26 protein-coding genes, 1 tRNA gene and 1 rRNA gene are annotated in these 22,958 nt (G+C 69.5%); 3 read left to right on the top strand and 25 right to left on the bottom strand.

The genetic code is table 11. The annotated features are described in order from the left end of the window. Nucleotides 1-31 precede the first annotated feature (31 nt). Both ACFTQE_RS08205 and ACFTQE_RS08200 read left to right on the top strand, forming a co-directional pair. Nucleotides 32-250 (top strand): hypothetical protein, encoded by a 219-nt coding sequence (locus ACFTQE_RS08205; protein WP_376924583.1) that lies wholly within the window; start codon nucleotides 32-34, stop codon nucleotides 248-250. A gap of 9 nt (nucleotides 251-259) precedes the next feature. After that, nucleotides 260-418 (top strand): hypothetical protein, encoded by a 159-nt coding sequence (locus tag ACFTQE_RS08200; RefSeq protein WP_376924582.1) that lies wholly within the window; start codon nucleotides 260-262, stop codon nucleotides 416-418. 7 nt (nucleotides 419-425) lie between these two features. On the opposite strand, the gene ACFTQE_RS08195 is transcribed toward ACFTQE_RS08200, so the two are convergent. From ACFTQE_RS08195 to ACFTQE_RS08180, 4 genes are all read right to left on the bottom strand, one after another. Then, entirely contained in the window at nucleotides 426-1,121 is a 696-nt protein-coding gene (locus ACFTQE_RS08195) for a hypothetical protein (RefSeq protein WP_376924581.1), read from the bottom strand. Nucleotides 1,122-1,297: 176 nt separating this feature from the next. Continuing rightward, nucleotides 1,298-1,371 (bottom strand) — tRNA-Pro (locus ACFTQE_RS08190). A 129-nt stretch (nucleotides 1,372-1,500) separates the two neighbouring features. Further along, nucleotides 1,501-2,157 (bottom strand): hypothetical protein, encoded by a 657-nt coding sequence (locus ACFTQE_RS08185; RefSeq protein ID WP_376924580.1) that lies wholly within the window; start codon nucleotides 2,155-2,157, stop codon nucleotides 1,501-1,503. Then, on the bottom strand, nucleotides 2,154-2,633 hold the full coding sequence (locus ACFTQE_RS08180; RefSeq protein WP_376924579.1) for a MarR family winged helix-turn-helix transcriptional regulator: 480 nt from the start codon (nucleotides 2,631-2,633) through the stop codon (nucleotides 2,154-2,156). The genes ACFTQE_RS08185 and ACFTQE_RS08180 overlap by 4 nt, the downstream gene beginning before the upstream one ends. A 98-nt stretch (nucleotides 2,634-2,731) precedes the next feature. Here ACFTQE_RS08180 and ACFTQE_RS08175 point away from each other — a divergent pair, with 98 nt between their 5' ends. Then, nucleotides 2,732-3,322 (top strand): GNAT family N-acetyltransferase, encoded by a 591-nt coding sequence (locus tag ACFTQE_RS08175; RefSeq protein ID WP_376924578.1) that lies wholly within the window; start codon nucleotides 2,732-2,734, stop codon nucleotides 3,320-3,322. Between the two features lie 74 nt (nucleotides 3,323-3,396). Here the strand turns inward: ACFTQE_RS08175 and ACFTQE_RS08170 are convergent, their stop codons facing one another. The 21 genes from ACFTQE_RS08170 to rrf form a co-directional block, all read right to left on the bottom strand. Next, nucleotides 3,397-4,314: a CHAD domain-containing protein gene (locus tag ACFTQE_RS08170; RefSeq protein WP_376924577.1), complete on the bottom strand. Its 918-nt coding sequence runs from the start codon at nucleotides 4,312-4,314 to the stop codon at nucleotides 3,397-3,399. Between the two features lie 37 nt (nucleotides 4,315-4,351). Then, the gene (locus tag ACFTQE_RS08165; RefSeq protein ID WP_376924576.1) at nucleotides 4,352-4,591 is read right to left on the bottom strand and encodes a DUF167 domain-containing protein; all 240 of its coding nucleotides are present in this window, start codon (nucleotides 4,589-4,591) and stop codon (nucleotides 4,352-4,354) included. Nucleotides 4,592-4,593: 2 nt separating this feature from the next. Then, on the bottom strand, nucleotides 4,594-5,322 hold the full coding sequence (locus ACFTQE_RS08160) for a DUF4166 domain-containing protein (RefSeq protein WP_376924575.1): 729 nt from the start codon (nucleotides 5,320-5,322) through the stop codon (nucleotides 4,594-4,596). Further along, nucleotides 5,319-5,963 carry an SRPBCC family protein gene (locus ACFTQE_RS08155; RefSeq protein WP_376924574.1) on the bottom strand — a complete coding sequence of 215 codons (645 nt, stop codon included), beginning with the start codon at nucleotides 5,961-5,963 and terminating at the stop codon, nucleotides 5,319-5,321. Before ACFTQE_RS08155 ends, ACFTQE_RS08160 begins: the two co-directional genes overlap by 4 nt. A gap of 7 nt (nucleotides 5,964-5,970) precedes the next feature. Continuing rightward, complete coding sequence (gene der, locus ACFTQE_RS08150; RefSeq protein WP_375838341.1) at nucleotides 5,971-7,485, bottom strand: ribosome biogenesis GTPase Der; 1,515 nt, start codon at nucleotides 7,483-7,485, stop codon at nucleotides 5,971-5,973. Continuing rightward, nucleotides 7,482-8,210, bottom strand: coding sequence for a (d)CMP kinase (cmk, locus tag ACFTQE_RS08145; protein WP_376924573.1), 729 nt, complete (start codon nucleotides 8,208-8,210; stop codon nucleotides 7,482-7,484). Before cmk ends, der begins: the two co-directional genes overlap by 4 nt. A gap of 2 nt (nucleotides 8,211-8,212) precedes the next feature. Further along, a complete protein-coding gene (locus tag ACFTQE_RS08140) occupies nucleotides 8,213-9,295 on the bottom strand; it encodes a prephenate dehydrogenase (RefSeq protein ID WP_376924572.1) in 1,083 nt (360 codons plus the stop codon). Continuing rightward, complete coding sequence (locus ACFTQE_RS08135) at nucleotides 9,292-10,107, bottom strand: pseudouridine synthase (protein WP_376924571.1); 816 nt, start codon at nucleotides 10,105-10,107, stop codon at nucleotides 9,292-9,294. The genes ACFTQE_RS08140 and ACFTQE_RS08135 overlap by 4 nt, the downstream gene beginning before the upstream one ends. Continuing rightward, on the bottom strand, nucleotides 10,100-10,858 hold the full coding sequence (locus ACFTQE_RS08130; RefSeq protein ID WP_376924570.1) for an SMC-Scp complex subunit ScpB: 759 nt from the start codon (nucleotides 10,856-10,858) through the stop codon (nucleotides 10,100-10,102). Before ACFTQE_RS08130 ends, ACFTQE_RS08135 begins: the two co-directional genes overlap by 8 nt. Further along, nucleotides 10,848-11,702 (bottom strand): segregation and condensation protein A, encoded by an 855-nt coding sequence (locus ACFTQE_RS08125; RefSeq protein ID WP_376924619.1) that lies wholly within the window; start codon nucleotides 11,700-11,702, stop codon nucleotides 10,848-10,850. The genes ACFTQE_RS08130 and ACFTQE_RS08125 overlap by 11 nt, the downstream gene beginning before the upstream one ends. A gap of 94 nt (nucleotides 11,703-11,796) precedes the next feature. Continuing rightward, nucleotides 11,797-12,681: a ParA family protein gene (locus ACFTQE_RS08120; protein WP_376924569.1), complete on the bottom strand. Its 885-nt coding sequence runs from the start codon at nucleotides 12,679-12,681 to the stop codon at nucleotides 11,797-11,799. 43 nt (nucleotides 12,682-12,724) lie between these two features. Continuing rightward, complete coding sequence (xerD, locus tag ACFTQE_RS08115) at nucleotides 12,725-13,627, bottom strand: site-specific tyrosine recombinase XerD (protein ID WP_376924568.1); 903 nt, start codon at nucleotides 13,625-13,627, stop codon at nucleotides 12,725-12,727. Continuing rightward, a complete protein-coding gene (locus ACFTQE_RS08110) occupies nucleotides 13,624-14,298 on the bottom strand; it encodes an NUDIX domain-containing protein (RefSeq protein ID WP_376924567.1) in 675 nt (224 codons plus the stop codon). Before ACFTQE_RS08110 ends, xerD begins: the two co-directional genes overlap by 4 nt. Then, complete coding sequence (locus ACFTQE_RS08105; RefSeq protein ID WP_376924618.1) at nucleotides 14,291-16,066, bottom strand: CTP synthase; 1,776 nt, start codon at nucleotides 16,064-16,066, stop codon at nucleotides 14,291-14,293. The genes ACFTQE_RS08110 and ACFTQE_RS08105 overlap by 8 nt, the downstream gene beginning before the upstream one ends. Nucleotides 16,067-16,118: 52 nt before the next feature. After that, nucleotides 16,119-17,819 (bottom strand): DNA repair protein RecN, encoded by a 1,701-nt coding sequence (gene recN, locus ACFTQE_RS08100; protein WP_376924566.1) that lies wholly within the window; start codon nucleotides 17,817-17,819, stop codon nucleotides 16,119-16,121. Nucleotides 17,820-17,859: 40 nt separating this feature from the next. Continuing rightward, nucleotides 17,860-18,774, bottom strand: coding sequence for an NAD kinase (locus ACFTQE_RS08095; RefSeq protein WP_376924565.1), 915 nt, complete (start codon nucleotides 18,772-18,774; stop codon nucleotides 17,860-17,862). Next, on the bottom strand, nucleotides 18,771-19,580 hold the full coding sequence (locus tag ACFTQE_RS08090) for a TlyA family RNA methyltransferase (protein WP_376924564.1): 810 nt from the start codon (nucleotides 19,578-19,580) through the stop codon (nucleotides 18,771-18,773). The genes ACFTQE_RS08095 and ACFTQE_RS08090 overlap by 4 nt, the downstream gene beginning before the upstream one ends. 3 nt (nucleotides 19,581-19,583) lie before the next feature. After that, nucleotides 19,584-19,778, bottom strand: coding sequence for a hypothetical protein (locus ACFTQE_RS08085; protein WP_376924563.1), 195 nt, complete (start codon nucleotides 19,776-19,778; stop codon nucleotides 19,584-19,586). Between the two features lie 48 nt (nucleotides 19,779-19,826). Continuing rightward, on the bottom strand, nucleotides 19,827-20,861 hold the full coding sequence (locus ACFTQE_RS08080) for an HAD-IIA family hydrolase (protein ID WP_376924562.1): 1,035 nt from the start codon (nucleotides 20,859-20,861) through the stop codon (nucleotides 19,827-19,829). Beyond that, nucleotides 20,836-22,746 carry a primosomal protein gene (locus tag ACFTQE_RS08075; RefSeq protein WP_376924561.1) on the bottom strand — a complete coding sequence of 637 codons (1,911 nt, stop codon included), beginning with the start codon at nucleotides 22,744-22,746 and terminating at the stop codon, nucleotides 20,836-20,838. The genes ACFTQE_RS08080 and ACFTQE_RS08075 overlap by 26 nt, the downstream gene beginning before the upstream one ends. Before the next feature lie 118 nt (nucleotides 22,747-22,864). Then, nucleotides 22,865-22,958 (bottom strand): 5S ribosomal RNA (rrf, locus tag ACFTQE_RS08070); the annotation flags it as partial.

Below are 22,958 nucleotides of genomic sequence, written 5' to 3'. Positions count from 1 at the left end.
ACAGGTCGGCGGCCAATGCGATGCTCGACCAATGCGAAACACGCGCTCGGCAATCTCCTCAGTAGCGATCCGGCTCACGCTCGCCGACGGACGATCCTCCGTTCTCGACGTCGACCCCGCGCCGCCCTACCGCGTGCAGTTCCGCGACGGCTTCGACGATTTCGTCGATCCCGGCACGCGTGAGGTGCTCATTCAGGGCGTTCTCTCGGCACTTCGCTTCGAAGCGGGCACCCGCGACGCCGGGAGCTAGCCTCAACCTATGCATGACGACGTCGACGGACTCCCGGAAGGGCCGCTGTGCCCAGTGTGCGACTCCGAGCTCATGCGCGAGCCGCTCGTTACGGAGACGTCGATGACGCTCGTCTATGTCTGCGCTGAGCACGGCCTCGCTTACGCGGTGGACCCATTCGGCGAGTGACGACCGCTCAGCCCCCGTCGATCTCGATCGTCGCATCCTTCGCGATCAGTCGCCGGAAGAGCTCGATCGCCTCAGCGAGGTCCTCGTCCGTGAGCTCTTCCGCGAATTGTTGCGCGAGGTCCTCGCCGACGAGCTCCTTCAACTCGGCGCGACGGTCGTCGGCGACTGCGCTGCCCATCGCGCCGAGCTGCACTGTCATCTTGTTGAGCGCGCGCACCCGGCCGAGGGCCTCCGCCTCCTGAAGCGCTCGCTCCTCATCCGTCAGCGCAGTGCCCGCGCGTATCTTGTCGGCCTCGGCGTGAGCCCGCTTCGCTTCTGCGAGGGCCTTCTCAGCCTCGGCGTAGTTCCGACTTGCCTCCGAGTGCTTGATGGAGGCCTCCTTCAGGTTCCGCACGCCTGCTGTGATCCGCTCCCATGCGAGCGCAAGCGCCCCGATAACGGCCGCCGCGCTGCCAGAAATGCCGAACACCACTTCGAGCGGGCTCCCATAGCGAATGGAAATCACAAACGGTTGAGACGCCTCACCCGTCGCGGCAGCCCGAACGGCTTCTCCGGCATCGACTGGGCCTCCGAGAACCTCGGCGAGCAACACGAACGCCTCGACGTCCTGGAGATCGCGAATAACGTCTCCGAGTGGGAGATCGCGCGGCTCGTCGAGCCGAATCGTTGCCGTCTGAGCCCTGGTGATCGTCGCTGTCGACATGCCGGAAGGCTAGCGCCGACAGCGCATATCGCAATGTAGGCACAGTGCGCGCCGGGTAGCCCACCGTTGGGGTCCGGTGCTGGTTGGGGTCAAGGGTTGGGGTCACGGGACCCACCAACACAGAGAGGCCGTCTCCGGAATCACCGGAAACGGCCTCTAACCTGCATTTCTCTGTGTCGGGCTGACAGGATTTGAACCTGCGACCCCTTGACCCCCAGTCAAGTGCGCTACCAAGCTGCGCCACAGCCCGATGCCACCGGATTTCTCCGAAGACAACTTGACCATCATAGCGGCATCCGGAGGGGTGCTCGTGACACTCGGGCGCCTCAGAGGCATCCGTTCGGTGCGAATTCGGCGACGAACCCGACGAACGACTCGCTCAGATGTGCTTCCGCACCTCGTCCATGAACGCGACCGGGTCGTCGACCCAGATGCGCACGGCGGTCACCGCCTGCTCACCGCCCGCGACGCCATGCCCCGGCAGCCGCACGACGGTCGCCCCCTCGAGCTCGATCTCCACGTTGGTCTCGTTGTTGATGCGAAGCATGAGGGTGCGCGAGGCATCCGTCTCGACGATCTTCAGCGACTTCGGCTCGTCGACCCGCAGGTTGCGCGCGACCGAGGCGATGTCGTCCCAGCTCAGCGCGATGTCGGTCTCGAGACCGGCGCGCACGCGGATGCCGTCGGGACCGACCGTGTGCGGTCGCATGACGTACGAGCAGAGCAGCCCGAACATCCAGGTGAGCCCCCAGATGCCGAGCACGAGCAGCGTGATGCGTACCGCGGGCCAGCGATGCACGATCATGTCGAAGATCGGGATCTCGACAGCCGACAGCACGATGAAGATCATGAGGATCGTCAGCACCGGCTTGTGGAACCCGAACCCCTTGGCGTCCGGCGCGATCGCCGGTCGCCGCGCGACGAACCGCCCGATGCTCGCGTAGATGCTGAGCTCCATGAGCAGCGCGCGGTGCAGGAACCAGCCGATGCGCTGCCAGACGGATGCCTCGGCGCGCGCCGAGGTCGCGGTGCTCACTCCCCCACCGCCTGCGGCTCACCGCCGGCCCGGCGCTGCTCGTCGGCCTCGATGAGTTCGCGCAGGCGCCCGGCGATCGCCTCGACGCCGCGCAGGAGCGCAGCGCGGTCGGCAGGCGCGACGGCACCGAGCAGCTCGGCCGAGAGCTCGGCATGGTCGCGTTGCATGTCGCGCATGAATTCTTCAGCGGATGCCGCGAGCGACACGATGATCGCCCGGCGATCGGTCGGGTGTGGCGAGCGGGTGACATATCCCCCGGCTTCGAGCGCGTCGACGAGTCCGGTGATGTTGCGGGGACTCACCTCCAGGCGGGTCGCGAGCGCGTGCTGCGTCGAGGGGCCGGTGGCGGCGAGCTCCCAGAGCAGCCGGGTGCGCGAGGGTGTCAGCGGGGTGCCTGCGAAGGCCTGCGCCATGTCTTTCTGGAAGAGCTCGCTGACCTCGAGCAGCCGGTCGAGCACGGTGATCTCGGGAGTCATATCATGATGATACTGCATTGTTACCTACCTTCACGATTACCGCGCAAGGGAGCTGCTGAACCACTGCGGATGTCGGTGGCCGGCGCTACATTCGAATGGTGATCACCGATGTGACCGAAGATCTCGAACCGATCCAGCTCCGGGTCTCCCCGGCGAGCGAGGTACCGTTCGCCGATGTCGAAACCGTCTTCGGCACTCGAGGCGACCCCGCGCACTGCTGGTGCCAGTGGTACAAGATCCCCGGCAGCGACTGGCGCAGATTCGGCGACGAGGGCCTGCACGACCGGCTGCAAGACCAGTTGCACGCTTCGGGCATCGGGCGCGGGCTCATCGCCTACGACGGTGAGACACCGGTCGGCTGGTGCGCCGTCGAGCCCCGCAGCGATCTCCCCCGGCTCAGCCTGAGCACCATCGTCAAGGGCGGCACCGCGCACCCCGACTTCGATGACACTGCGGTGTGGGCCGTCTCCTGCTTCGTCGTGCCGCGTAACCATCGGGGCCGCGGCGTCGCCCGCGCTGGCGGAGCGCTCGTGGTCGAGGCCTACGCCGTCGACCCGAAGATCCGAGCGAAGGTCTCAGCCGACGCACTCTTCCACGGCACGGTCTCGATGTTCACGCACGCCGGCTTCACCGAGGTCGCCCGCCCCCGGCCCGACCGCGCGATCATGCAGGTCGAGCTGGCCAAGTAACGGGGCTTGAACCCGCGACCTCGAGTCAATCGTCCAGCTCGGTCGCTGAGCCGGGTGCACTGACCAGATCCCCGTCAGAGTGAGAGCCAGTCGCGTTCAGCGCGGCGCAGCTCACGCACCGCGTCACTGAGATCAGCGATCCGCTCGGCGGCACGCTCCTCGGCAGCTTCCGCGAGCTGCTCGAGTGCACGCGGCTCGCCCCCAGGTTCGACTGAAGCGGTCGCCGAGCTCCGCAGGTACTCGGCGAAGAGCATCTGATCCCGGTGAGCGCCGAGCAGGTCTTGTATTCCCTGCCCGGCGGCGGCCAGCCGAAGCGCCGGCGCTCCGAGCGTCTCGCCGGGGCCGTCGCCCAACGCCTCGGCGGCATAGCGGAGCCGGCGACAGGCCCTCCGCACTCCGTGCAACTGTGCGGGGGTACTCGCCGCGTCCGCTTCTGATGCCCGCGCCACGGCACGACGTGCTTCGTGTGCGAGGAACGCGCCGAGCACGGGTCGGGCTGCCGCACCTGCCAGCCGAGTCGAAGGCGCGGCGGAGAGGAGTTCGTCGAGCGTGGCGCGGCGGCGGTCAGCTTCAGGTCGTCGCTGGTGTTCGACGAATCCCTGGTGTGCGAGATGATGCGCTGCCGCCGTCTCCGCGACGATCCCGGCAGCGACTCGCCCCAGCTCCGCAGGGTCGAAGTCCGCCGATGCTGCGGCGAGCTGCAGCGCCTCCTCCGCCACCAGGAGCCGCACCTCGAGGTCGCGCACCGTGCCGAGCCGCCGGCCGAGCTCGCGATATCGACGGCTCACCTCATCGGCCTTGGAGACGTCGAACAACGGGCCGTAGGCGGCGAGCACGCTGCGGAGGCGACGCACGGTCGTTCGCAGGCGGTGCACGGCGTCGGGCTCATCGGCCACGGCCGCCGGCTGGAGTTCGTCGAGTCGCTCGCCGGTCGCGCGCAGCACCGCCAGCACCACTGCGCCGGCGTCGCCGTCCGCATCGACGAGATCCATGGCGCCATCGTAGGCGCCTCGTCACGGCCACTGCGGCTCAGGCGTCGTCGACACGCACGCGCTTCACGCGCGACGACTCCCCGCGCAGGATGTGCACGCGACTCCGCGGTACGCCGTAGTGGGCGGCGAGGGCCGCGATGACCCCGGCGTTCGCTGCACCGTCGATCGCGCGCTCGCGCACGAACACCGTGAGCGAGGCGGCAGAATCCCCGTCGAGCGTCTCCACGAGCGGCCCCTTGCGGCTGCCGGGCTTGACCCGGATCGTGACGTCCACCACGCTCAGTACCGCGGCTCGTGCCGCTTGGGCAGCACATGCGCGGGCGCCCCGACCGCCTCGGCGAACTCGCTCACGAACCATCCCTCGTATCCGAAGAGGAATCCGAAGACACGGTTGCGCACCTCGAGGCGCACACGGAAGACGCCGGCGTCGTCGTCGAACCGCTCGCGCAACTCCGCGTACCCCGAGAACAGCATCGGGAATCCGAAGTCGACCCACCCCTCGCGGAATCGCTGCGCACCCGAACGCAGCAGCAGCGACCCGTCGGCGTCCACTTCGAGCTTCAGGTCCACCGCGAGGTGCTGGTGCGTGCCGAGATAGTCGACGACCGCGCCTCGTCTCGGGTCGAACACCATCGTCGCGTCGAAGCGACTCGACCGACGTCGTCCGGGCACCCGGTACTCGCGCACGAACGTCACGGTCTCCCGACCGAACGGATCGACGTAGGCGTGGTTCTCGATCGTGAACGGCACTTCGCGGCCGGCATCCGGGATCAGGATGTTGCGGAGGCGCCCGATCTGCAGGAATGGCACCGTCCACCACGGCCCGCGTCGAACGCTCGTCATGACGCCACGGCCGATGCAGGCGTAGCCGCCGTCGAGGGAGACACCGAACCGGCGCTGCATCATGGGATGGAGGCGCTCGAAGTCGTCACCGAGGGCCCGGCGGAACACCGGGCCGAGAGTCGTCGTAGCCGTAGCCGACCCGGCGTCGCCGCTGGTCTCGGTCATGGCTGCTCCAGCTCGGCAAGGCTGTCGGGTACGAACGCGAACGCACCGCGCGGTGGCGGTGTGGTCCGGCATCGTCGGGCACGGGGCCGGTCGCCCCGCCAGAACATGATGACGGATGCCACGGGCCGGCGCTCGGGCTCCACGCCGGTCTCCGCCCAGATGCGGAGGCGGTCGAAGCTCCACGCCGTCATCCAGCGCACGAACGGGCGAATGACGAGGTCGGCAAGGCGCCCGAACCCGGGCTCGTAGTCGTAGCCCGTGATGAAGCGCACACCGTCGGACGTCGGGACGTACCGCCAGTAGCCGCGGCCGTCGCGGAGCGGAGACCACGGGTCATCCGTATCGAATCGAAGTGCGGACGTGGCACCGCCGTCGGCGTGCACCCGCTCGCCGAGCGAGACACCCGTGCCGCGGATGACGTGCACGCCGAGTGAGCGCTCGTAGGTGAATCGCGTTGCCCCGTCGGACGTCGACGCCGTGGGAGTGATCGAAGAGAAGCGCAGATCCCACCGCGGATGCAGTTCGGGGCTCTGCGTGAGCCGCCACACCTCGTCGAGTTCGGCGCGTATGAAGATCTCGATGTAGAGACCACGAACGCCCGAGCCGCTTCCCTCGCGGGAACGACTCGGGCGCCGCGACATCCGTGACCTACTTCGAGCGGTCGCGCTTCTCGCGCACACGCATGTTGATGACGATGGGCGAACCCTCGAAGCCGTAGATCTCGCGCAGGCGCCGCTGGATGAACCGGCGGTAGCCCGGGTCGAGGAACCCGGTCGTGAAGAGCACGAATGTCGGCGGTCGGCTGGCCGCCTGCGTGCCGAACAGCACGCGGGGCTGCTTGCCACCGCGCACGGGGTGCGGGTGCTCCTGCGTCAGCTCGGTGAGGAACGCGTTGAACTTGCCCGTCGGAATGCGGGTGTCCCACGACTCGAGCGCCGTCTCGAGGGCGGGCACCAGCTTTTCGAGGTGACGGCCCGTCTTCGCCGAGATGTTGACGCGCGGCGCCCACGCGACGTGGTGGAGGTCTTGCTCGATCTCGCGCTCGAGGTACCGGCGGCGTTCGTCGTCGAGCAGGTCCCACTTGTTGTAGGCGAGCACGAGCGCGCGGCCCGACTCGAGCACGAGGTCGATGATGCGCACGTCCTGTTCGGAGATCGGCACCGAGACGTCGAGGAGCACGACGGCGACCTCGGCCTTCTCGAGCGCCGCCTGCGTGCGGAGCGAGGCATAGAAGTCGGCGCCCTGCTGCAGGTGCACGCGACGACGGATGCCGGCGGTGTCGACGAAGCGCCAGATCTTGCCGCCGAGCTCGATCTGCTCGTCGACGGGGTCGCGCGTGGTGCCGGCGAGCTCGTTCACGACGACGCGCTCTTCGCCTGCCGACTTGTTGAGCAGGCTCGACTTGCCGACGTTCGGGCGACCGAGGATCGCGACGCGGCGCGGGCCGCCGAACTCGTCCTTCGCGACGGCCGAGACCTGCGGCAGCACCTTGAAGACCGATTCGAGCATGTCGGCGACGCCGCGACCGTGCAGTGCGGAGACCGGGTAGGGCTCGCCGAGACCGAGGTTCCAGAGCGCTGCGGCCTCGGGCTCCTGGCGAGCGTCGTCGACCTTGTTGGCCAGCAGGAAGACGGGCTTCTTCGTCTTGCGGAGGAGCCGCACGACGTGCTCGTCGGTCGACGTCGCACCGACGGTTGCGTCGACGACGAAGAGCACGACGTCGCAGAGGTCGATCGCGACCTCGGCCTGCGCGGCGACCGATGCGTCGATGCCCTTCGCGTCGGGCTCCCAGCCGCCGGTGTCGACGAGCGTGAAGCGACGGTCGAGGTACTCGCCCTTGTACGAGACGCGGTCGCGGGTGACACCCGGGGTGTCTTCGACCACGGCCTCTCGCCGGCCGAGGATGCGGTTGACGAGCGCGGACTTGCCGACGTTCGGTCGACCGACGATCGCGATGACGGGCAGCGCGGGGAGGTAGCGGATGCCCTCCTCACCCTCGTCGGAGAGCTCGAGCACATCGAGGTCGTCGTCGTCGAGTGCGTAGTCGGCGAGCCCCGAGCGCAGCGTGGCTGCGCGCTGCTCGGCGAGCTCGTCGTCGACGCCGGCGAGACGCTCGGCGAGGTCGTCGTCGGGAGCGTCGAACTCTTCGCTCTTGTCGGTCATGGTGTCTCCTCTGAAATCTGTGCGCCCATGGCGTCATGCTCCTGGGCGAGCGCGGGGTGCGCTGCGCGGATCACGTCGATCACCGCATCGACCGTCTGGTCGAAGTCGAGTTCCGTGGAATCGACGGTGGTGACGCCGTCTGCCGCGGTCATGAAGTCCACGACCTTGGAGTCCGCCGCGTCGCGCTTCCGCAGCTGCTCCCCCACAGCTTCGACCGACGATCCGGTCAGCTCGGCGGAGCGCCTGCCCATTCTAACCGCTTCGGATGCTGTGAGGAGTATGCGAACGGGGGCATCGGGCGCCACCACGGTCGTGATGTCGCGGCCCTCGACGATGATGCCGGGCGCATCGACTGCGGCCATGATCGACCGGAACAGTTCGATGAGATGACGGCGCACCTCGGGCACCCGGGCGACGGCGCTCACGACGGCGGAGATCTGCGGGTCGCGGATCGCCTCGGTCACGTCGACATCGCCGACGTGCACGGAGTAGCCGGTCGGGTCGGTGCCGATGCGGTAGTCGAACGAATCGAGGCACGAGACGACGGATGCCGCGTCGTCGGTGTCGACCCCGGATGCCTCGGCGTGCCATGCCAGCGCACGATAGGCGGCGCCCGTGTCGAGGAAGCCGAAGTCGAGTCGGCGTGCGACCTCCTTCGAGACGCTCGACTTGCCGCTGCCGGCCGGGCCGTCGACGGCCACGACGAACGGAATGACGGGTGACACGTTCAACCTGCAATCCGCCAGCCGCGTGCGGCCAGCTCATCGGTGAGGTGCTGCTGCACCTCGGGGAGCACCGAGATCTCGGCGAGACCGATCTGCGCGCCGGGCGAGTGCTCGAGCCGCAGGTCCTCGATGTTGGCGCCGGCCTCGCCGACGTCGTTGAAGAGACGGGCGAGCTGGCCGGGCCGGTCGTCGATCATGACGATGAGGCTCGAGTAGCGGCGATCGACGCCGTGCTTGCCGGGCAGCCGCTCGACACCGGTGTTGCCGCCGAAGAGCTCCTCGGCGACGCGGCGCCGCGCGCCCGGGGCATCCATGTTGTCGAGCGCGTCGATGAAGCGGTCGAGGTCGTCGCGGTAGCCGCGCAGGATCTCGGCGACGGGTTCGGAGTTCTGCCCGAGGATCTGCACCCAGAGCTCGGGGTCGCTCGCGGCCACGCGCGTGACGTCGCGGAGCCCTTGCCCGGCGAGGTTGACCGAGGCGTGCGGTGCATCGATGAGGCGCCGCGCCATGAGGCTCGAGACGACCTGCGGCACGTGGGAGACGAGCGCGACGGCGGCATCGTGCTGCTCGGGCGTGAGCTCGACGAGCGTCGCGCCGAGGTCGAGGATGAGGTCGTCGATCGCCGACCCGTCCTGGTACGAGATGCCGCCGTGCGCGGCGACGACCCACGGGCGCCCGACGAAGAGGTCGGCGCGGCCCGACATGGGTCCGCCGCGCTCCCGCCCCGCCATGGGGTGGGTGCCGATGTAGCGTGAGAGGTCGGCGCCACGCGCCTTCAGGTTCTCGTAGACGGCGAGCTTGACGCTCGCGACGTCCGTGACGATCGCCTCGGGGAACTCCTCGAGCTCGGCGGCCACGACATCGGCCGTGACATCGGGCGGCACGCACACCACGATGAGCTGCGGGCGGTCGCCGGCTGCGGCCGCGCGACCGGCTCCGTAGTCGACCGCGATCGCGAGATGCGTCGGCGAGGCGTCGGCGAGGATGACGTCGACGCCCTTGGCGCGCAGTCCGAGGCCGATGCTCGCGCCCAGCAGGCCCACCCCGACCACGCGAACCGGGCCGGTCAGACGCGATTCGGTCACGACTCACCTTCGTTCGGATCGGCGCGGTGCTCCCGGCCGGCGTCCGCGGCGCGGGAGATGGTGAGCAGCTGGCCCCGCTCCACCTTCGTCAATTCGCGCATCTGACCCGATCGGAGGGTACCGAGGTTGAGCGGGCCGAAGCTGCGACGCACGAGGTCGACGACCGGATGCCCCACGGCGTCGAGCATGCGGCGAACGATGCGGTTGCGACCCGAGTGGAGCGTGAGCTCGACCATCGAGTGCCGGTCGTCGCCCTGCTGCTGCAGGATTCGGGCCTTGTCGGCCTTGATCGGGCCGTCTTCGAGTTCGATGCCGTTCTTCAGCTGCTGGATGACCTGCGGCGTGACCCGACCGGTGACCTTCGCGATGTACGTCTTCGAGACGCCGAACGACGGGTGCGCGAGCACGTGCGCGAGGTCGCCGTCGTTCGTGAGCAGCAGCAGTCCGCTCGTCTCGGCGTCGAGGCGGCCGACGTTGAACACCCGCTCCTCGAGGTCGTCGGTGAAGCGCGTGAGGTCGGGTCGGCCCTGCTCGTCGCGCATCGACGAGACGACGCCGCGCGGCTTGTTGAGCATGTAGTACCGCTTCGCGGGGTCGAGCTGCACGGCGACGCCGTCGACGGCCACGAGGTCGGTCTCGGGATCGATGCGACGGCCGAGCTCGGTGACGACCTCGCCGTTCACCTCCACGCGGCCCTCGGCGATGTACTGCTCCGAGACCCGTCGGCTCGCGACACCCGCAGCTGCGAGCACCTTCTGCAGTCGTACGCCCTCAGGGGCGGGTTCGCCGCCCCAGCCGGTTGCGTCAGTCAAAGTCGAATCCTTCCTGGCCGTCGTCGAGCAACGGCGAGATGTGGGGCAGCTCGTCGAGCGAGTTGATGCCGAGGTTCGTGAGCAGCAGCTCGGTCGTGCCGTAGAGGATCGCGCCGGTCTCGGGGTCGGTGTCGACCTCGGTGACGAGGCCGCGCCCGAGCAGCGTGCGCACGACCGAGTCGACGTTCACCGCGCGGATCGATGCGACCTGCGAGCGTGAGATCGGCTGCTTGTAGGCGATCACCGACAGCGTCTCGAGGGCCGCCTGCGAGAGCCGGGTCGACGACTGCGTGAGCACGAAGTCGGCGACGAGCGTGTCGTACTCGGCACGCACGTAGAAGCGCCAGCCGCCACCGACCTCGCGGAGTTCGAACCCTCGACGGATGCTTCGCGGCTCGGGCTCCCCCGCGACATCCGTTCTCGGTTCGCCCGACGGGCCGGCGCCGTCGTAGTCGGCACGGAGCCGCGCGATGGCAGCGCGCACCTCGGCGACCGGGCGCGCGACGGCTGCCGCGAGCGAGACGACGCTCTGCGGCTCGTCGGCGATGAAGAGGATCGCCTCGAGGGCGCGGTCGAGGTCGAGGCGGGGCTGGCCCGGCACGTCGAGCGGGGTCACGATCGAGAGCTCGGGGCCGCCTGCGTCGGTTTCGTTCGCCGAAACGGCGCCGTTCTCGTCGGCGGGCTCGTTCACCGCGTCGAAGACCTGCTCGTCGGGCACGTCCGTCGCCGCGACATCCGTCTCATTCGTCATAGTCAGCCCCCAGGCTCTCGAGGTTCTCGTCCGACCAGTTCTCGGCCGACCATCGCAGCGTCAGCTCGCCGAGCGGCTCGAGCTGCTCGAAGCCGATCGCCGCATGGCGGTAGAGCTCGAGCACGGCGAGGAAGCGCGCCACGACGACTCCCGACTGGCCGACGCCGGCGATCAATTGGCGGAAGGTCACGGGGTCGCCGCGGCGGAGCACGGCGACGACGTGCGCGGCCTGCTCTCGGATCGAGACGAGCGGTGCGTGCAGGTGGTCGAGGCCGACGACCGGAATCTCGCGCGGTGTCAGCGCCAGGGTCGCGAGGGCGGCGAAGTCCTCGGCTGACAGGGTCCAGAGCAGTTCGGGTGCGCGCTGGCGGAACTTCTCTTCAAGGCGCACGTTTCGCGCGTGCCGCAGTGATTCGCGCTCGATGTTGCCCGAGAACCAGCGCGCCGCCTCCTTGAAGGCGCGGTACTGCAGCAGGCGCGCGAAGAGCAGGTCGCGGGCCTCGAGCAGGGCCACGTCTTCGGCGTCGACGAGCTCGCCCTGCGGAAGCAGGCCCGCCACCTTCAGGTCGAGCAGCGTCGCCGCGACGACGAGGAACTCCGAGGCCCGGTCGAGCTCCTCTTCGGAGTCGAGACCCCGCAGATACGAGATGAACTCGTCGGTGACCGCCGACAGCGAGACCTCGGTGATGTCGAGTTCGTGCTTCGTGATGAGCGAGAGCAGCAGGTCGAAGGGGCCCTCGAAGTTCGTGAGCGCGACGCGGAAACCGCTGTCGTCGGCAGCGGGTGCGTCAGGCGCTGCCTCGACAGGCTCGACGGCCTCGCCGGTCTCGATGCCGGCCGACAGCGCCGTCGCCGAGTCATCCGACCGCGCGTGCGCGTGATCCGCTCCGGCCGACACCGTCGCGTCGGACGCGTGCTGTTCGGGGGCCGAAGCCGCCTCAGGCGACCGCGCCACGGAAGACCAGCTCCCTGGCGAGCTGGCGGTAGGCCCGCGACGCCTGGTGCTCGGGTGCGAACTCGGTGATCGGCGTGCCCGCGACGCTCGCGTCGGGGAACTTCACCGTACGGGTGATGACGGTCTCGAGCACCTCGTCGCCGAACGCGTCGACGACGCGCTCGAGCACCTCGCGCGAGTGCAGCGTGCGCGAGTCGTACATCGTCGCGAGGATGCCGTCGAGCTGGATCGCCGGGTTCAGGCGGTCGCGCACCTTGTCGATCGTCTCGATGAGCAGCGCCACGCCGCGCAGCGCGAAATACTCGCACTCGAGCGGGATGACGACGCCGTGGCTGGCCGTGAGCGCGTTCACGGTGAGCAGGCCGAGCGACGGCTGGCAGTCGATGAGGATGACGTCGTAGTCGGCCGAGACGCGGCGCAGCACGCTCGCGAGGATCTGCTCGCGGGCGACCTCGGTGACGAGGTGCACCTCTGCGGCCGAGAGGTCGATGTTCGCGGGGATCACGTCGAGTCCGTCGACGCTCGTCTTCTGGATCACGTCGGCCGGGTCGAGCGTGCGCGAGAGCAGCAGGTCGTAGATCGTCGGCACGTCGTGCGTCGGCACGCCGAGGCCCGCCGAGAGCGCGCCCTGCGGGTCGAAGTCGATCGCGAGCACCCGGCGGCCGTACTCGGCGAGCGTCGCCCCGAGGTTGATCGTGGTGGTCGTCTTGCCGACGCCGCCCTTCTGGTTGCAGAGGGCGATGATGCGGGCGGGGCCGTGCGAGGAGAGCGGGGCGGGCTCGGGGAATTCGCGATAGGGACGACCAGTGGGACCGAGCTCTGGCGGCGTTGCGATTCCGTCCGCTGAGTGGTTCGTCTGGTGCGTCACGTGTCGTCTTCTCTCCTGGGGCCGGGCGGGTGCTTGGTCGATTCTAGCGAGCACGCGGGTGGGCTGCTGTGTACATCTCCCGGAGTGTGTCCGCTGTGACGAGCGTGTAGATCTGCGTGGTGGCGACCGAGGAGTGGCCGAGGAGCTCCTGCACGACGCGCACGTCGGCGCCGCCCTCGAGCAGATGGGTCGCGAACGAGTGCCGCAGGGTGTGCGGCGAGACGGATGCCGCGAGCCCCGCCGTCTCGGCGGCATCGCGGATCGCCTCCCAGGCGGCCTGCCGCGACATCCGCTTGCCGCGCACGCCGAGGAAGAGCGCGGGCGTCGCCGTGCCGCGAGCGGAGAGCAGCGGGCGGGCGCGCACGAGGTAGGCGTCGACGGCCCTGCGGGCGTAGCTGCCGAGCGGCACGATGCGCTGCTTGCCGCCCTTGCCGAAGAGCCGCACGACCTCCTGGTCGACGAGGTCGTCGACGTTCAGCGACACCGCCTCGGAGACGCGCGCGCCGGTCGCGTAAAGCACCTCGAGTAGTGCGGTGTCGCGCAGGTCGGTCGGCTCCTCGCCGCCGGCGGCCGCGATGAGCGCCTCGACATCGTCGACCGGGATCGCCTTGGGCAGCCGCATCGGCAGCTTCGGTGGGCGCAGCTCACGCGAGACGTCGGCCGCCACGAGCCCCTCCTCGGCCAGGAACCGGTGCAGGCCGCGCACAGCCGACAGCACTCGGGCGATCGACGAGGTCGCGAGCTGCGGCACGCGGTCGGCTCCGAGGAACCGCACGAAGTCGCCGAGGTCCTGCTCGGTCGCCGTCGTCGGCCCGGCGATGCCGTGGGACGCGAGCCAGTCGTCGTAGATCGCCAGGTCGCGTCGATACGACGAGATCGTGTTCTGCGCGAGCCCCCGCTCCACGGCGAGATGCCGCAGGTAGTCGTCGACGGGGGTCCTGGTCATCGGCCCGGGGGCTCCGTGCGACCGATGGCGTTGCCCGGCCACGCGGCATCCGCCGCACCGAGGCTCGACCAGCCGCGTGCGCGAGCGGCCGAAGCCGCGAGCACCGCGATCGCCAGCGGGGCGTTGTGGATGCGCCGATCGAGCACCGCGTCGACGCACTCGTCGAGCGGCACCCAGCGGGTCTCCATGTCGGCCTCTTCACCCTCGCGGGCGAACGCCTCGGCCGTCGCGGACAGACCGCGGGCCAGGTAGACCCGGATGAGCTCGTCGCTCCCGCCGGGCGAGGTCGCGAAGTCGCTGAGCACCGCCCAATCGGATGCCTCGAGGTCGGCCTCTTCTGCGAGCTCCCGCTTCGCAGCGGCCAGGGGCGGCTCGCCGTCGATGTCGAGGAGCCCGGCGGGGATCTCCCAGTCGCGCATGCGCACGGGGTGGCGGTACTGCTTGATCAGCAGCACGCGATCGTGGTCGTCGATCGCGAGCACGCCGACGGCGCCGGTGTGGTCCATGTACTCGCGCACGATGGTCTCGCCGCCGAAGTCGAACGCGTCGCGACGGATGTCCCACACGCGGCCCTCGAAGACCCGTTCGCTCGAGACGACGGGCACCTCGACCCGTTCATCGGCGAGCGGCTCACGCCGCCCGCCGATGAACGCGTCGCGGGAATCAGCCATTGCTGACGTCGTCGAAGAGCAGACTCGCCTGCTGGCGCTCGAGCGCGGCACCGACGAGGCCGCGGAACAGCGGGTGCGCGTCGTTCGGGCGGCTGCGCAGCTCGGGGTGAGCCTGCGTGCCGACGTAGAACGGGTGCACCTCGCGCGGCAGCTCGACGAACTCGACGAGGTGCCGGTCGGGCGACATGCCCGAGAACGAGAGGCCGGCCTCGGCGATGCGGTCGCGGTAGGCGTTGTTGACCTCGTAGCGGTGACGGTGGCGCTCGGAGACCTCGGTCGAGCCGTAGAGCTCCGCCGCGATCGAGCCCTCGGCGAGCTTCGCCGGGTAGAGGCCGAGACGCATAGTGCCGCCGAGGTCGCCACCGGCGATGATCTCGACCTGCTCCTCCATCGTCGCGATGACCGGGTACTGCGTGTCGGGGTCGAACTCGCTCGACGAGGCGCCGGGCAGGCCGGCGACGTTGCGCGAGTACTCGATGACCATGCACTGCAGGCCGAGGCAGAGGCCGAGCACCGGAATGCCGTTCTCACGCGCGAAGAGCAGAGCGCCGAGCTTGCCCTCGATGCCGCGAACGCCGAAGCCGCCCGGCACGCAGATGCCGTCGAGGTGGGCCAGGTGCTTCTGCGCACCCTCGGGCGTCTGGCACTCGTCGGACGGGATCCACTCGATGTTGACCTTGGCGTCGTTCGCGAACCCTCCGGCACGGAGTGCCTCGGTGACCGAGAGGTAGGCGTCGGGCAGGTCGATGTACTTGCCGACGAGGCCGATCGTGACCTCGTGCTTGGGGTCGTGCACGACGTCGAGCAGACCGCTCCAGCCCGACCAGTCGACGTCTGCCGCCTTCTCGCCGAGGCCGAGGGTGTCGATGATGTAGGCGTCGAGCCCCTGGTCGTGCAGCATCGTCGGGATGTCGTAGATCGACGGCACGTCGACCGCGTTCACGACGGCCTGCTCGTCGACGTCGCACATGAGCGCGATCTTGCGCTTGTTCGACTCCGTGACGGGCCGGTCGCTGCGCAGCACGAGCGCGTCGGGCTGGATGCCGATGGAGCGCAGCGCCGCGACCGAGTGCTGGGTGGGCTTCGTCTTCTGCTCGCCTGATGCGCCCATGAACGGCACGAGCGAGACGTGCACGAAGAAGACGTTCTTGCGGCCGAGCTCGTGACGCACCTGGCGAGCCGACTCGATGAACGGCTGCGATTCGATGTCGCCGACCGTGCCGCCGATCTCGGTGATGATGACGTCGGGCTTCGGCGACTCCGAGGCCTGCAGCCGCATGCGCCGCTTGATCTCGTCGGTGATGTGCGGGATGACCTGCACCGTGTCGCCGAGGTACTCGCCGCGGCGCTCCTTGGCGATGACCGTCGAGTAGATCTGGCCGGTGGTGACGTTCGCCGCCTGGCTCAGGTTGATGTCGAGGAACCGCTCGTAGTGACCGATGTCGAGGTCGGTCTCAGCACCGTCGTCGGTCACGAAGACCTCGCCGTGCTGGAAGGGGTTCATCGTGCCCGGATCCACGTTGAGATACGGATCGAGCTTCTGCATGACGACTCTGAGGCCCCTGGCAGTCAGGAGATTGCCGAGACTCGCCGCCGTGAGTCCCTTGCCCAACGAAGAAACGACACCACCGGTCACGAAGATGTGCTTGGTCGTGTCGTTCTGATTGTCTGTGCTCGCACGAGCTGTTCCGCGTTCATCCACCACGGGCTTATAGCCTAACTCACGTTCCTGATCGTTCGACCCGACATGCCCCACGCGCTCCCCCATCTTTTTCTCGGGATCCACTCGATCCCGTTCGTTCACGATCGTCGATCGCGTGTCACGCCGCGCGATCGGCGGCGATCTCCAACAGTTCCCTCGCGTGCGCGAGTCCGCTCTGCGAGTCGGCCAGCCCCGACAGCAGGCGCGCCATCTCGGCCTCGCGGTCGGCTCCGGCCAGCTGGCGAACGCTCGACGAGGTGACCTGCCCATCGGTGCCCTTGACCACGCTCAGGTGGTTCGTCGCGAACGCGGCGACCTGCGCGAGGTGGGTGACGACGATGACCTGCGAGCGTTCGGCGAGGCGTGCCAGCCGTCGCCCGATCTCGATCGCCGCGGCGCCGCCGACGCCGGCGTCGACCTCGTCGAACACGAAGGTGGGCACCGGATCGCTGCCCGCGATGACGACCTCGATCGCGAGCATGACCCGCGACAGCTCGCCGCCGGAGGCTCCGCGCGAGACCGGCCGCGGCTCGGCCCCGGGGTGCGGCCGCAGCAGGATCGACACGGCGTCGCGGCCGTGCGCAGTCGCTTCCGCGGCGGGCTCGATCACGACCGCGAGCTGCGCGTCGGGCATCGCGAGCGCCGCGAGTTCGGTCGTCACGGCCGTGGCGAGTCGGCCGGCCGCGTCGGTGCGCAGTTCGGTGAGCGAACCGGCGAGCCGGTCGACCTCGGCTTCGAGCTCGGCGACGGATGCCTCGAGCCCTTCGATGCGCTCGTCGTCGCTGTCGAGTTCGACGAGTCGGAGGCCGCCGGTACGGCGGAACTCCAGCACGTCGTCGAGGCCGCCGCCGTGGCGCCGAACGAGGCCGCTGAGCACTGCTCGACGCTCCTGCACGATCTCGAGCTCGCGCGCGCCGTCGGCGTCGAGTCCGGCGAGGTAGCCCGACAGCTCGGCGGCGGCATCGGCGAGCAGGAAGCCCGCGTTCGTCAGCATCTCGCCGATGGGCTGCAGTGCTGCGTCGTGTTCGGCGACGCGCTCGAGCTGCCGGCGCGCGCCGTCGACGAGCGCGACGGCGTCGGGAACGTCGTCGACGACGTCTTCGGCCGAGATCAGCGCACGAGCCTGCGCGGCGGCGAGTCGCAGCTCCTCGAGATTCGAGAGCCGGTCGGCGCGCTCTTGCAAGTCGACGTCTTCGCCGGGCTGCGGATCAGCGGCTTCGACCTCGTCGAGGGCGGCCCGAAGCTCCTCGGCCTCGCGCATGCGGGACTCGTGATCGGCTCGCAGCCGCTCGAGCTCCGCGGCATCCGTTCGCCACGCGTTGAACGCGATGCGGTACTCGTCGAGCACGGCCTGCAGCTTCGACCCGGCGAAGCGATCGAGCGCCTCGCGCTGCGCAACCGTCGAACGGAGTCGCTGCTGGTCGGCCTGGCCGTGCACCACGACGAGTTCGTCGCCGAGCTCGGAGAGCACTCCGACCGGAGCGCTCCGGCCGCCGACGACCGCGCGGCTCCGCCCTTCAGCCGAGACGGAGCGGCCGAGCAGCAATTCGCCCGCTTCGATCTCACCGCCGGTCTCGGCGACGCGTTCGGCGACGATGCCGTCGTCGGGCACGAGCCAGCGGCCCTCGACCCACGCCTGCTTGGCGCCGGCTCGCACGGCGCCGGCGTCGGAGCGCGAACCGAGCAGCAGCCCGAGTGCGGTCACCACCATCGTCTTGCCCGCGCCGGTCTCGCCGGTCACGGCCGTGAATCCGGCCCCGAGCGGAAGCGTCGCCTCGGCGATGACGCCGAGGTCGCGGATACCGAGTTCCTCAATCAACGCAGACCTCAATCACTGCAGCCCTCGATCACTCTCTGCCTCATTCACGCCCGACCGGCCCCCTCCACCCCGTGACCGGGAGCTGGAACTTGTTGACGAGCCGATCGGTGAACGGCGCTTCGTGCAGTCGTGCGAGGCGCACGGGCACGGGCGACTTGCGCACGATCACGCGCGCACCGGGCGGAAGATCGAAGGTGCGCCGACCGTCGCACCAGATGACCGCGGATGCCTCGGTGCGCTGCAGGATCTCGACGGCGAGCGACGATTCGGGGCCGACCACGAGCGGGCGGGCGAAGAGCGCGTGGGCGCTGAGCGGCACGAGCAGCAGGGCTTCGAGGCTCGGCCAGACGACGGGGCCGCCGGCGGAGAACGAGTAGGCCGTCGAGCCGGTCGGGGTCGACATCACGACGCCGTCGCAGCCGAATGACGACAGCGGGCGCCGATCGACCTCGATGACGACCTCGAGCATGCGCTCGCGTTCGGCCTTCTCGACGGTGACTTCGTTGAGCGCCCAGCTCTCGTAGACGACGCCCTCGCCGACCTTCGCGCGCACCGAGAGGGTCATGCGCTCCTCGACGGTGTAGTCGCGCGCCAGTGCACGGCCGATCGTGTAGCCGAGGTCGTCTCGCTCGCTCTCGGCGAGGAAGCCGACATGGCCGAGGTTCACGCCGAGCAGCGGCACCGGGTAGTCGCGCATGATCTCGGCGGCCCGGAGGATCGTGCCGTCGCCGCCCAGCACGATGACGAGCTCGATGCCGGTGGGGTCGGTCTCTTCGAACCGCTCGACCGAGCCGTTGAGCTCGGGCACGAAGTCGTGCACCTCGTCCCAGTGCTCGGCCGCGATGACCGGCACCGCACCGGCGGCGAGCAGCTGCGCGCAGACCTCGCTCGTCGCCTCGAGGGCGGACTGCCGACCCGTGTGGGAGACCACCAGGAAGCGCCGTGCGTCGCTCACGCCTTCGCCCTCCCTGTCAGTTCGTCGATCCGACCTGACCATTCTGTCGGATTCGCACCGCGCACGGCGCTCAGGTGCACGAGGTATTCGAGGTTTCCGTGGCTTCCGGCGATTGGGGAGGACAGGATGCCGGCGGTGCCGAGCCCCGCGTCGAAGGCCGCCCACAACACGTTCGAAACGGCCTCGGAGCGGAGCCCTGCGTCGCGCACGACGCCCTCGCGCACTCCGCCGCGGCCGACCTCGAACTGCGGCTTGACGAGCAGCACGAAGTCCGCGTCATCCGTCGCGCTCGCGCGGAGCGCAGGCAGCACCACGGTGAGCGAGATGAAGGAGAGATCGGCGACGACGAGCGACGGCTGCTCGGCGACCCCCGTGAGTTCTGCGAGGAGGGCCGCATCGAGGTGGCGCACATTGCAGCCTTCGACGAGCACGAGGCCCGATGCTTCGGCGAGTTCGGGCGCGAGCTGACCGTGCCCGACATCGACGGCGAGCACCTGCCGGGCGCCGCGCTCGAGGAGCACCTGGCTGAACCCGCCGGTCGAGGCGCCGGCGTCGAGGGCGACTCGGCCGGCGACCTCGACGCCGAAGCCGTCGAGGCCCGCGATCAGCTTGTGCGCCGCGCGACTCACGTAGTGATCGGATGCCGCGACCTCGAGCACCGCGTCATCGCCGACCTTCGCGGCGGCCTTGACGACGGGGCGGCCGTCGACCGTCACCACTCCCGCGGCGATGAGCGTCGCGGCATGGGTGCGCGAGCGAGCGAGTCCGCGGGCCGCGAGGGCCGCATCGAGTCGTTGTTCGGCCATGCGTCAGGTGCGCAGCGACGGGTCGGACTGCTCGAGCTGCGTGCGCAACTCGCCGGCGAGGGCCTGGTACGCCTCTGCACGTTCGGCGAGCGGTCGCGACTCCACCTCGGCGAGCACGGCCGACACCGACGACGACGTCGCATCGGACGCGCGCGGGATCATCTCGGCCGCTCCTGATCGATCGGGTTCAGTGCTCACGAGTCAACGCTACCCCGAGCCGCCGACGACCGGCCGACGACCGACCGATCAGCTGTAGAGCCGAGCCGGGACGTCGAGCACGTGGATGCCCATGCCCGAGCCCCAGATCGCGGCGCAGGCAGCACGGAGCAGGTCGAGTCGATCGTCTCCGTCGTCGACGATCTCCACCCGGTTGCCCGAGAGGCGCACTCGAGCCGTGCCCACGCGGGTGACGCCGCCACGTGCCTGCTCGGTCACCGGATACGGGGCGTGGAGGCCGTCGAGGTCTGCGAGGATGAAGTCGGGCCGGCTCGATTCAGGCGCCGCGAGCACCTGCTTCGCCTGGTCGATGCCGGTGAGCACGAGCGCGCTCAGCATTCCGGCGCGTCGAGCACCCAGGATGTCGGTGTCCAGCCGGTCGCCGACCATGAGCGGCCGCTCGGCGCCGAACCGGCGGCGGGCCTCGTCGAAGATCGGTGTCTCTGGCTTGCCCGCGACGAGCGGGAAACGGCCGACGGCCGTGTGCACGGCGGAGACGAGCGTGCCGTTGCCCGGCGCGATGCCGCGTGCGACGGGGATCGTCCAGTCCATGTTCGTCGCGATCCACGGGATCACCGGAGATGCGGCATCGGGGCCCGCGCCCGCGGTCAGTGCGAAGGAGGCCTCGGCGAGCTCGCGCCATCCGATCTCGGGCGTGAAGCCCTGCACGACGGCATCGGGCGCATCGTCGGCCGACCGCGTGATGCGGTAACCGCGCCGCTCGAGCTCGGTCGTGATGCCCTCGCCGCCGACGACGAACACGAGCGCGCCGGGTGCCACCTGCTCGGCGAGCAGGGACATCGCCGCTTGCGGCGACGTCACGACATCGGCCGGTACGACCTCGAGGCCGAGTTCGGCCAGGTGATCGGCGACGGATGCATCGCTGCGCGACGCGTTGTTCGTGATGTACCCGACGGCCCGGTCGCGCTTGGCGAGGTTCAGGCTCTCGACCGCGCGCGGAATCGCGTGGGCGCCGGCGTAGACGACGCCGTCGAGGTCGGCGAGCACGGCGTCGACGCCGTCGAGCGGCGTCGCGTGCTCAGTCTTCGCGCGGAACAGTCCCACCGGACGTGCCCTCGCTCTCGTCGGCCTCGATCGCGGCGAGCACCTCGCGCACGTCGTCTTCGAGCACGTCGCGAGGGTCGCCGTCGAGGACGTCCTCGACCGCGGCTTCAGTGGCGTCATCGTCGTCGTGCGCCGCGGCATCCGCGGTCTCGGTCTCGGTCTCGGTCTCGGTCTCGACGACGTCGACGGACTCCGCCGCCTCGGTCTCGACGGGCGCATCGGTCTCGTCGACCTCGTCGGCGAACTCCTCGAGCTCCACCTCGAAGATCTCGATCGACTCCGCTTCGGCCGGGCCGCCGAGCACCGCTTCCGCGCGGTCGGCGCGTGCACGCCACTTCGCGGCCTCGTCGGCGCGTCCCAGCTCTTCGAGCACCTCGGCGTAGGCCGAGAAGAGTGCCGGGCTGTACGAGAAGGCACGGTCGGGATCGAGCTGCGGAATCTCGAGCTCGGCGAGGGCGATCTCGGGCTGGCCGAGGTCGAGTCGGGCGCCCGACATCGCGATGGCGAGCCCGACCTGCACCGCTGCCGGAAGCGTCGAGCGATCGACCGCACGACCGACCTCGAGGGCTCGGTCGGGTCGACCGACTCCACGCTCGCTGTCGACCATGAGCGGAAGCTGGTCGTTGCTGCCGGAGATGCGGCGGTAGGTGCGCAGCTCGCGGAGCGCGAGTGCGAAGTCGCCGGTCGCGTACGCGGTGATCGCGAGCGTCTCGCGCACGACCGCGATGCGGCCGGCGCGGCGCCCTGCCGAGAGGGCGTGCTGGTGGGCGAGCTCGGGATCGTCGTCGAGCAGTTCGGATGCCGCGACCAGGTGTCGTGCGACCCAGTCGGCGTTCTCCTTGCTCAGCGTCTTCAGCTCGGCGCGAGCGCCCTTGTCGAGGTCGCGCGCCTCGATCGATTCGGGGATGAACGGGTCGTCGTGACGCGGACGCACCTGCAGTTCGGGCGCGCCATGGACCTCGCGGGGAGGAGCGTCGCGCTGATCGTCGCGACCGGTGTACGGCTTGCGGTTGTCGCGGTCACCATAGGGCTTCTTCGCGTCGCGGTCCCCGTAGGGCTTGCGGTTGTCGCGGTCGCCATACGGCTTCTTCGCATCGCGGTCCCCGTAGGGCTTGCGGTTGTCGCGGTCGCCATACGGCTTCTTCGCATCGCGGTCCCCGTAGGGCTTGCGGTTGTCGCGGTCGCCGTAGGGCTTCTTCGCGTCACGGTCGCCGTAGGGCTTCTTCGCGTCACGGTCGCCGTAGGGCTTCCGGTTGTCGCGGTCGCCATACGGCTTCTTCGCATCGCGGTCCCCGTAAGGCTTGCGGTTGTCGCGGTCGCCATAGGGCTTGGACGCACCACGGTCACCATACGGCTTCGCATCACGATCGCCATAGGGTTTCCGGTCGCCGTAGGGCTTCTTCGCGTCGCGGTCGCCATACGGCTTGCGGTTGTCGCGGTCGCCGTAGGGCTTCTTCGCGTCACGATCGCCGTACGGCTTCTTCGCGTCGCGGTCCCCGTAGGGCTTGCGGTTGTCGCGGTCACCATAGGGCTTGGACGCGCCACGGTCACCATACGGCTTCGCATCACGATCGCCATAGGGCTTCCGGTTGTCGCGGTCACCATACGGCTTCTTCGCGTCACGATCGCCATACGGCTTCTTCGCGTCACGATCGCCATACGGCTTGCGGTTGTCACGGTCGCCATACGGCTTCTTCGCGTCACGGTCGCCATACGGCTTGCGGTTGTCGCGGTCACCGTAGGGCTTCTTCGCCGGGGCGCCATCTCGAGCGCCGGAACCGGAGCGCGCACCCGTCGGTCGGCCGGCTCCATTGCCGCCGCCGCTGCGCTGTTCGCGTCGCTCAGGTCGCCCCTGGTCTGCCGAGCCGTGCTGTGAGTCGCTCACGATAGTCCCGTCGTGTGTGGAGTCCTCATGGAACTCAACCGTAATGGGGCACCTTGTGAAGTACCCCGTTAACGAAGAAAGGCCACCCGTCTTCGGGTGGCCTCTCTCCTCAATGTTTGTCCGGCGGTGTCCTACTCTCCCACAGGGTCCCCCCTGCAGTACCATCGGCGCTGCGAGTCTTAGCTTCCGGGTTCGGAATGTGTCCGGGCGTT

Source organism: Agromyces sp. NPDC056965 (genome assembly GCF_042673425.1).
Lineage (GTDB): Bacteria > Actinomycetota > Actinomycetes > Actinomycetales > Microbacteriaceae > Agromyces.
This window is presented reverse-complemented; position numbering and strand designations above follow the sequence as displayed.

Bases quoted from the DNA above. Each gene is read 5' to 3' on its own strand.
- ACFTQE_RS08200 (WP_376924582.1), top strand. From the start codon at position 260: ATGCATGACGACGTCGACGGACTCCCGGAAGGGCCGCTGTGCCCAGTG.
- ACFTQE_RS08160 (WP_376924575.1), bottom strand. From the start codon at position 5,322: ATGACCGAGACCAGCGGCGACGCCGGGTCGGCTACGGCTACGACGACT.
- der (WP_375838341.1), bottom strand. From the start codon at position 7,485: ATGACCGACAAGAGCGAAGAGTTCGACGCTCCCGACGACGACCTCGCC.
- xerD (WP_376924568.1), bottom strand. From the start codon at position 13,627: ATGACCAGGACCCCCGTCGACGACTACCTGCGGCATCTCGCCGTGGAG.
- ACFTQE_RS08105 (WP_376924618.1), bottom strand. From the start codon at position 16,066: ATGGGGGAGCGCGTGGGGCATGTCGGGTCGAACGATCAGGAACGTGAG.
- ACFTQE_RS08130 (WP_376924570.1), bottom strand. From the start codon at position 10,858: ATGACGAATGAGACGGATGTCGCGGCGACGGACGTGCCCGACGAGCAG.
- ACFTQE_RS08170 (WP_376924577.1), bottom strand. From the start codon at position 4,314: ATGGATCTCGTCGATGCGGACGGCGACGCCGGCGCAGTGGTGCTGGCG.
- ACFTQE_RS08195 (WP_376924581.1), bottom strand. From the start codon at position 1,121: ATGTCGACAGCGACGATCACCAGGGCTCAGACGGCAACGATTCGGCTC.
- ACFTQE_RS08090 (WP_376924564.1), bottom strand. From the start codon at position 19,580: ATGGCCGAACAACGACTCGATGCGGCCCTCGCGGCCCGCGGACTCGCT.
- ACFTQE_RS08180 (WP_376924579.1), bottom strand. From the start codon at position 2,633: ATGACTCCCGAGATCACCGTGCTCGACCGGCTGCTCGAGGTCAGCGAG.
- ACFTQE_RS08110 (WP_376924567.1), bottom strand. From the start codon at position 14,298: ATGGCTGATTCCCGCGACGCGTTCATCGGCGGGCGGCGTGAGCCGCTC.
- ACFTQE_RS08205 (WP_376924583.1), top strand. From the start codon at position 32: ATGCGAAACACGCGCTCGGCAATCTCCTCAGTAGCGATCCGGCTCACG.
- ACFTQE_RS08155 (WP_376924574.1), bottom strand. From the start codon at position 5,963: ATGTCGCGGCGCCCGAGTCGTTCCCGCGAGGGAAGCGGCTCGGGCGTT.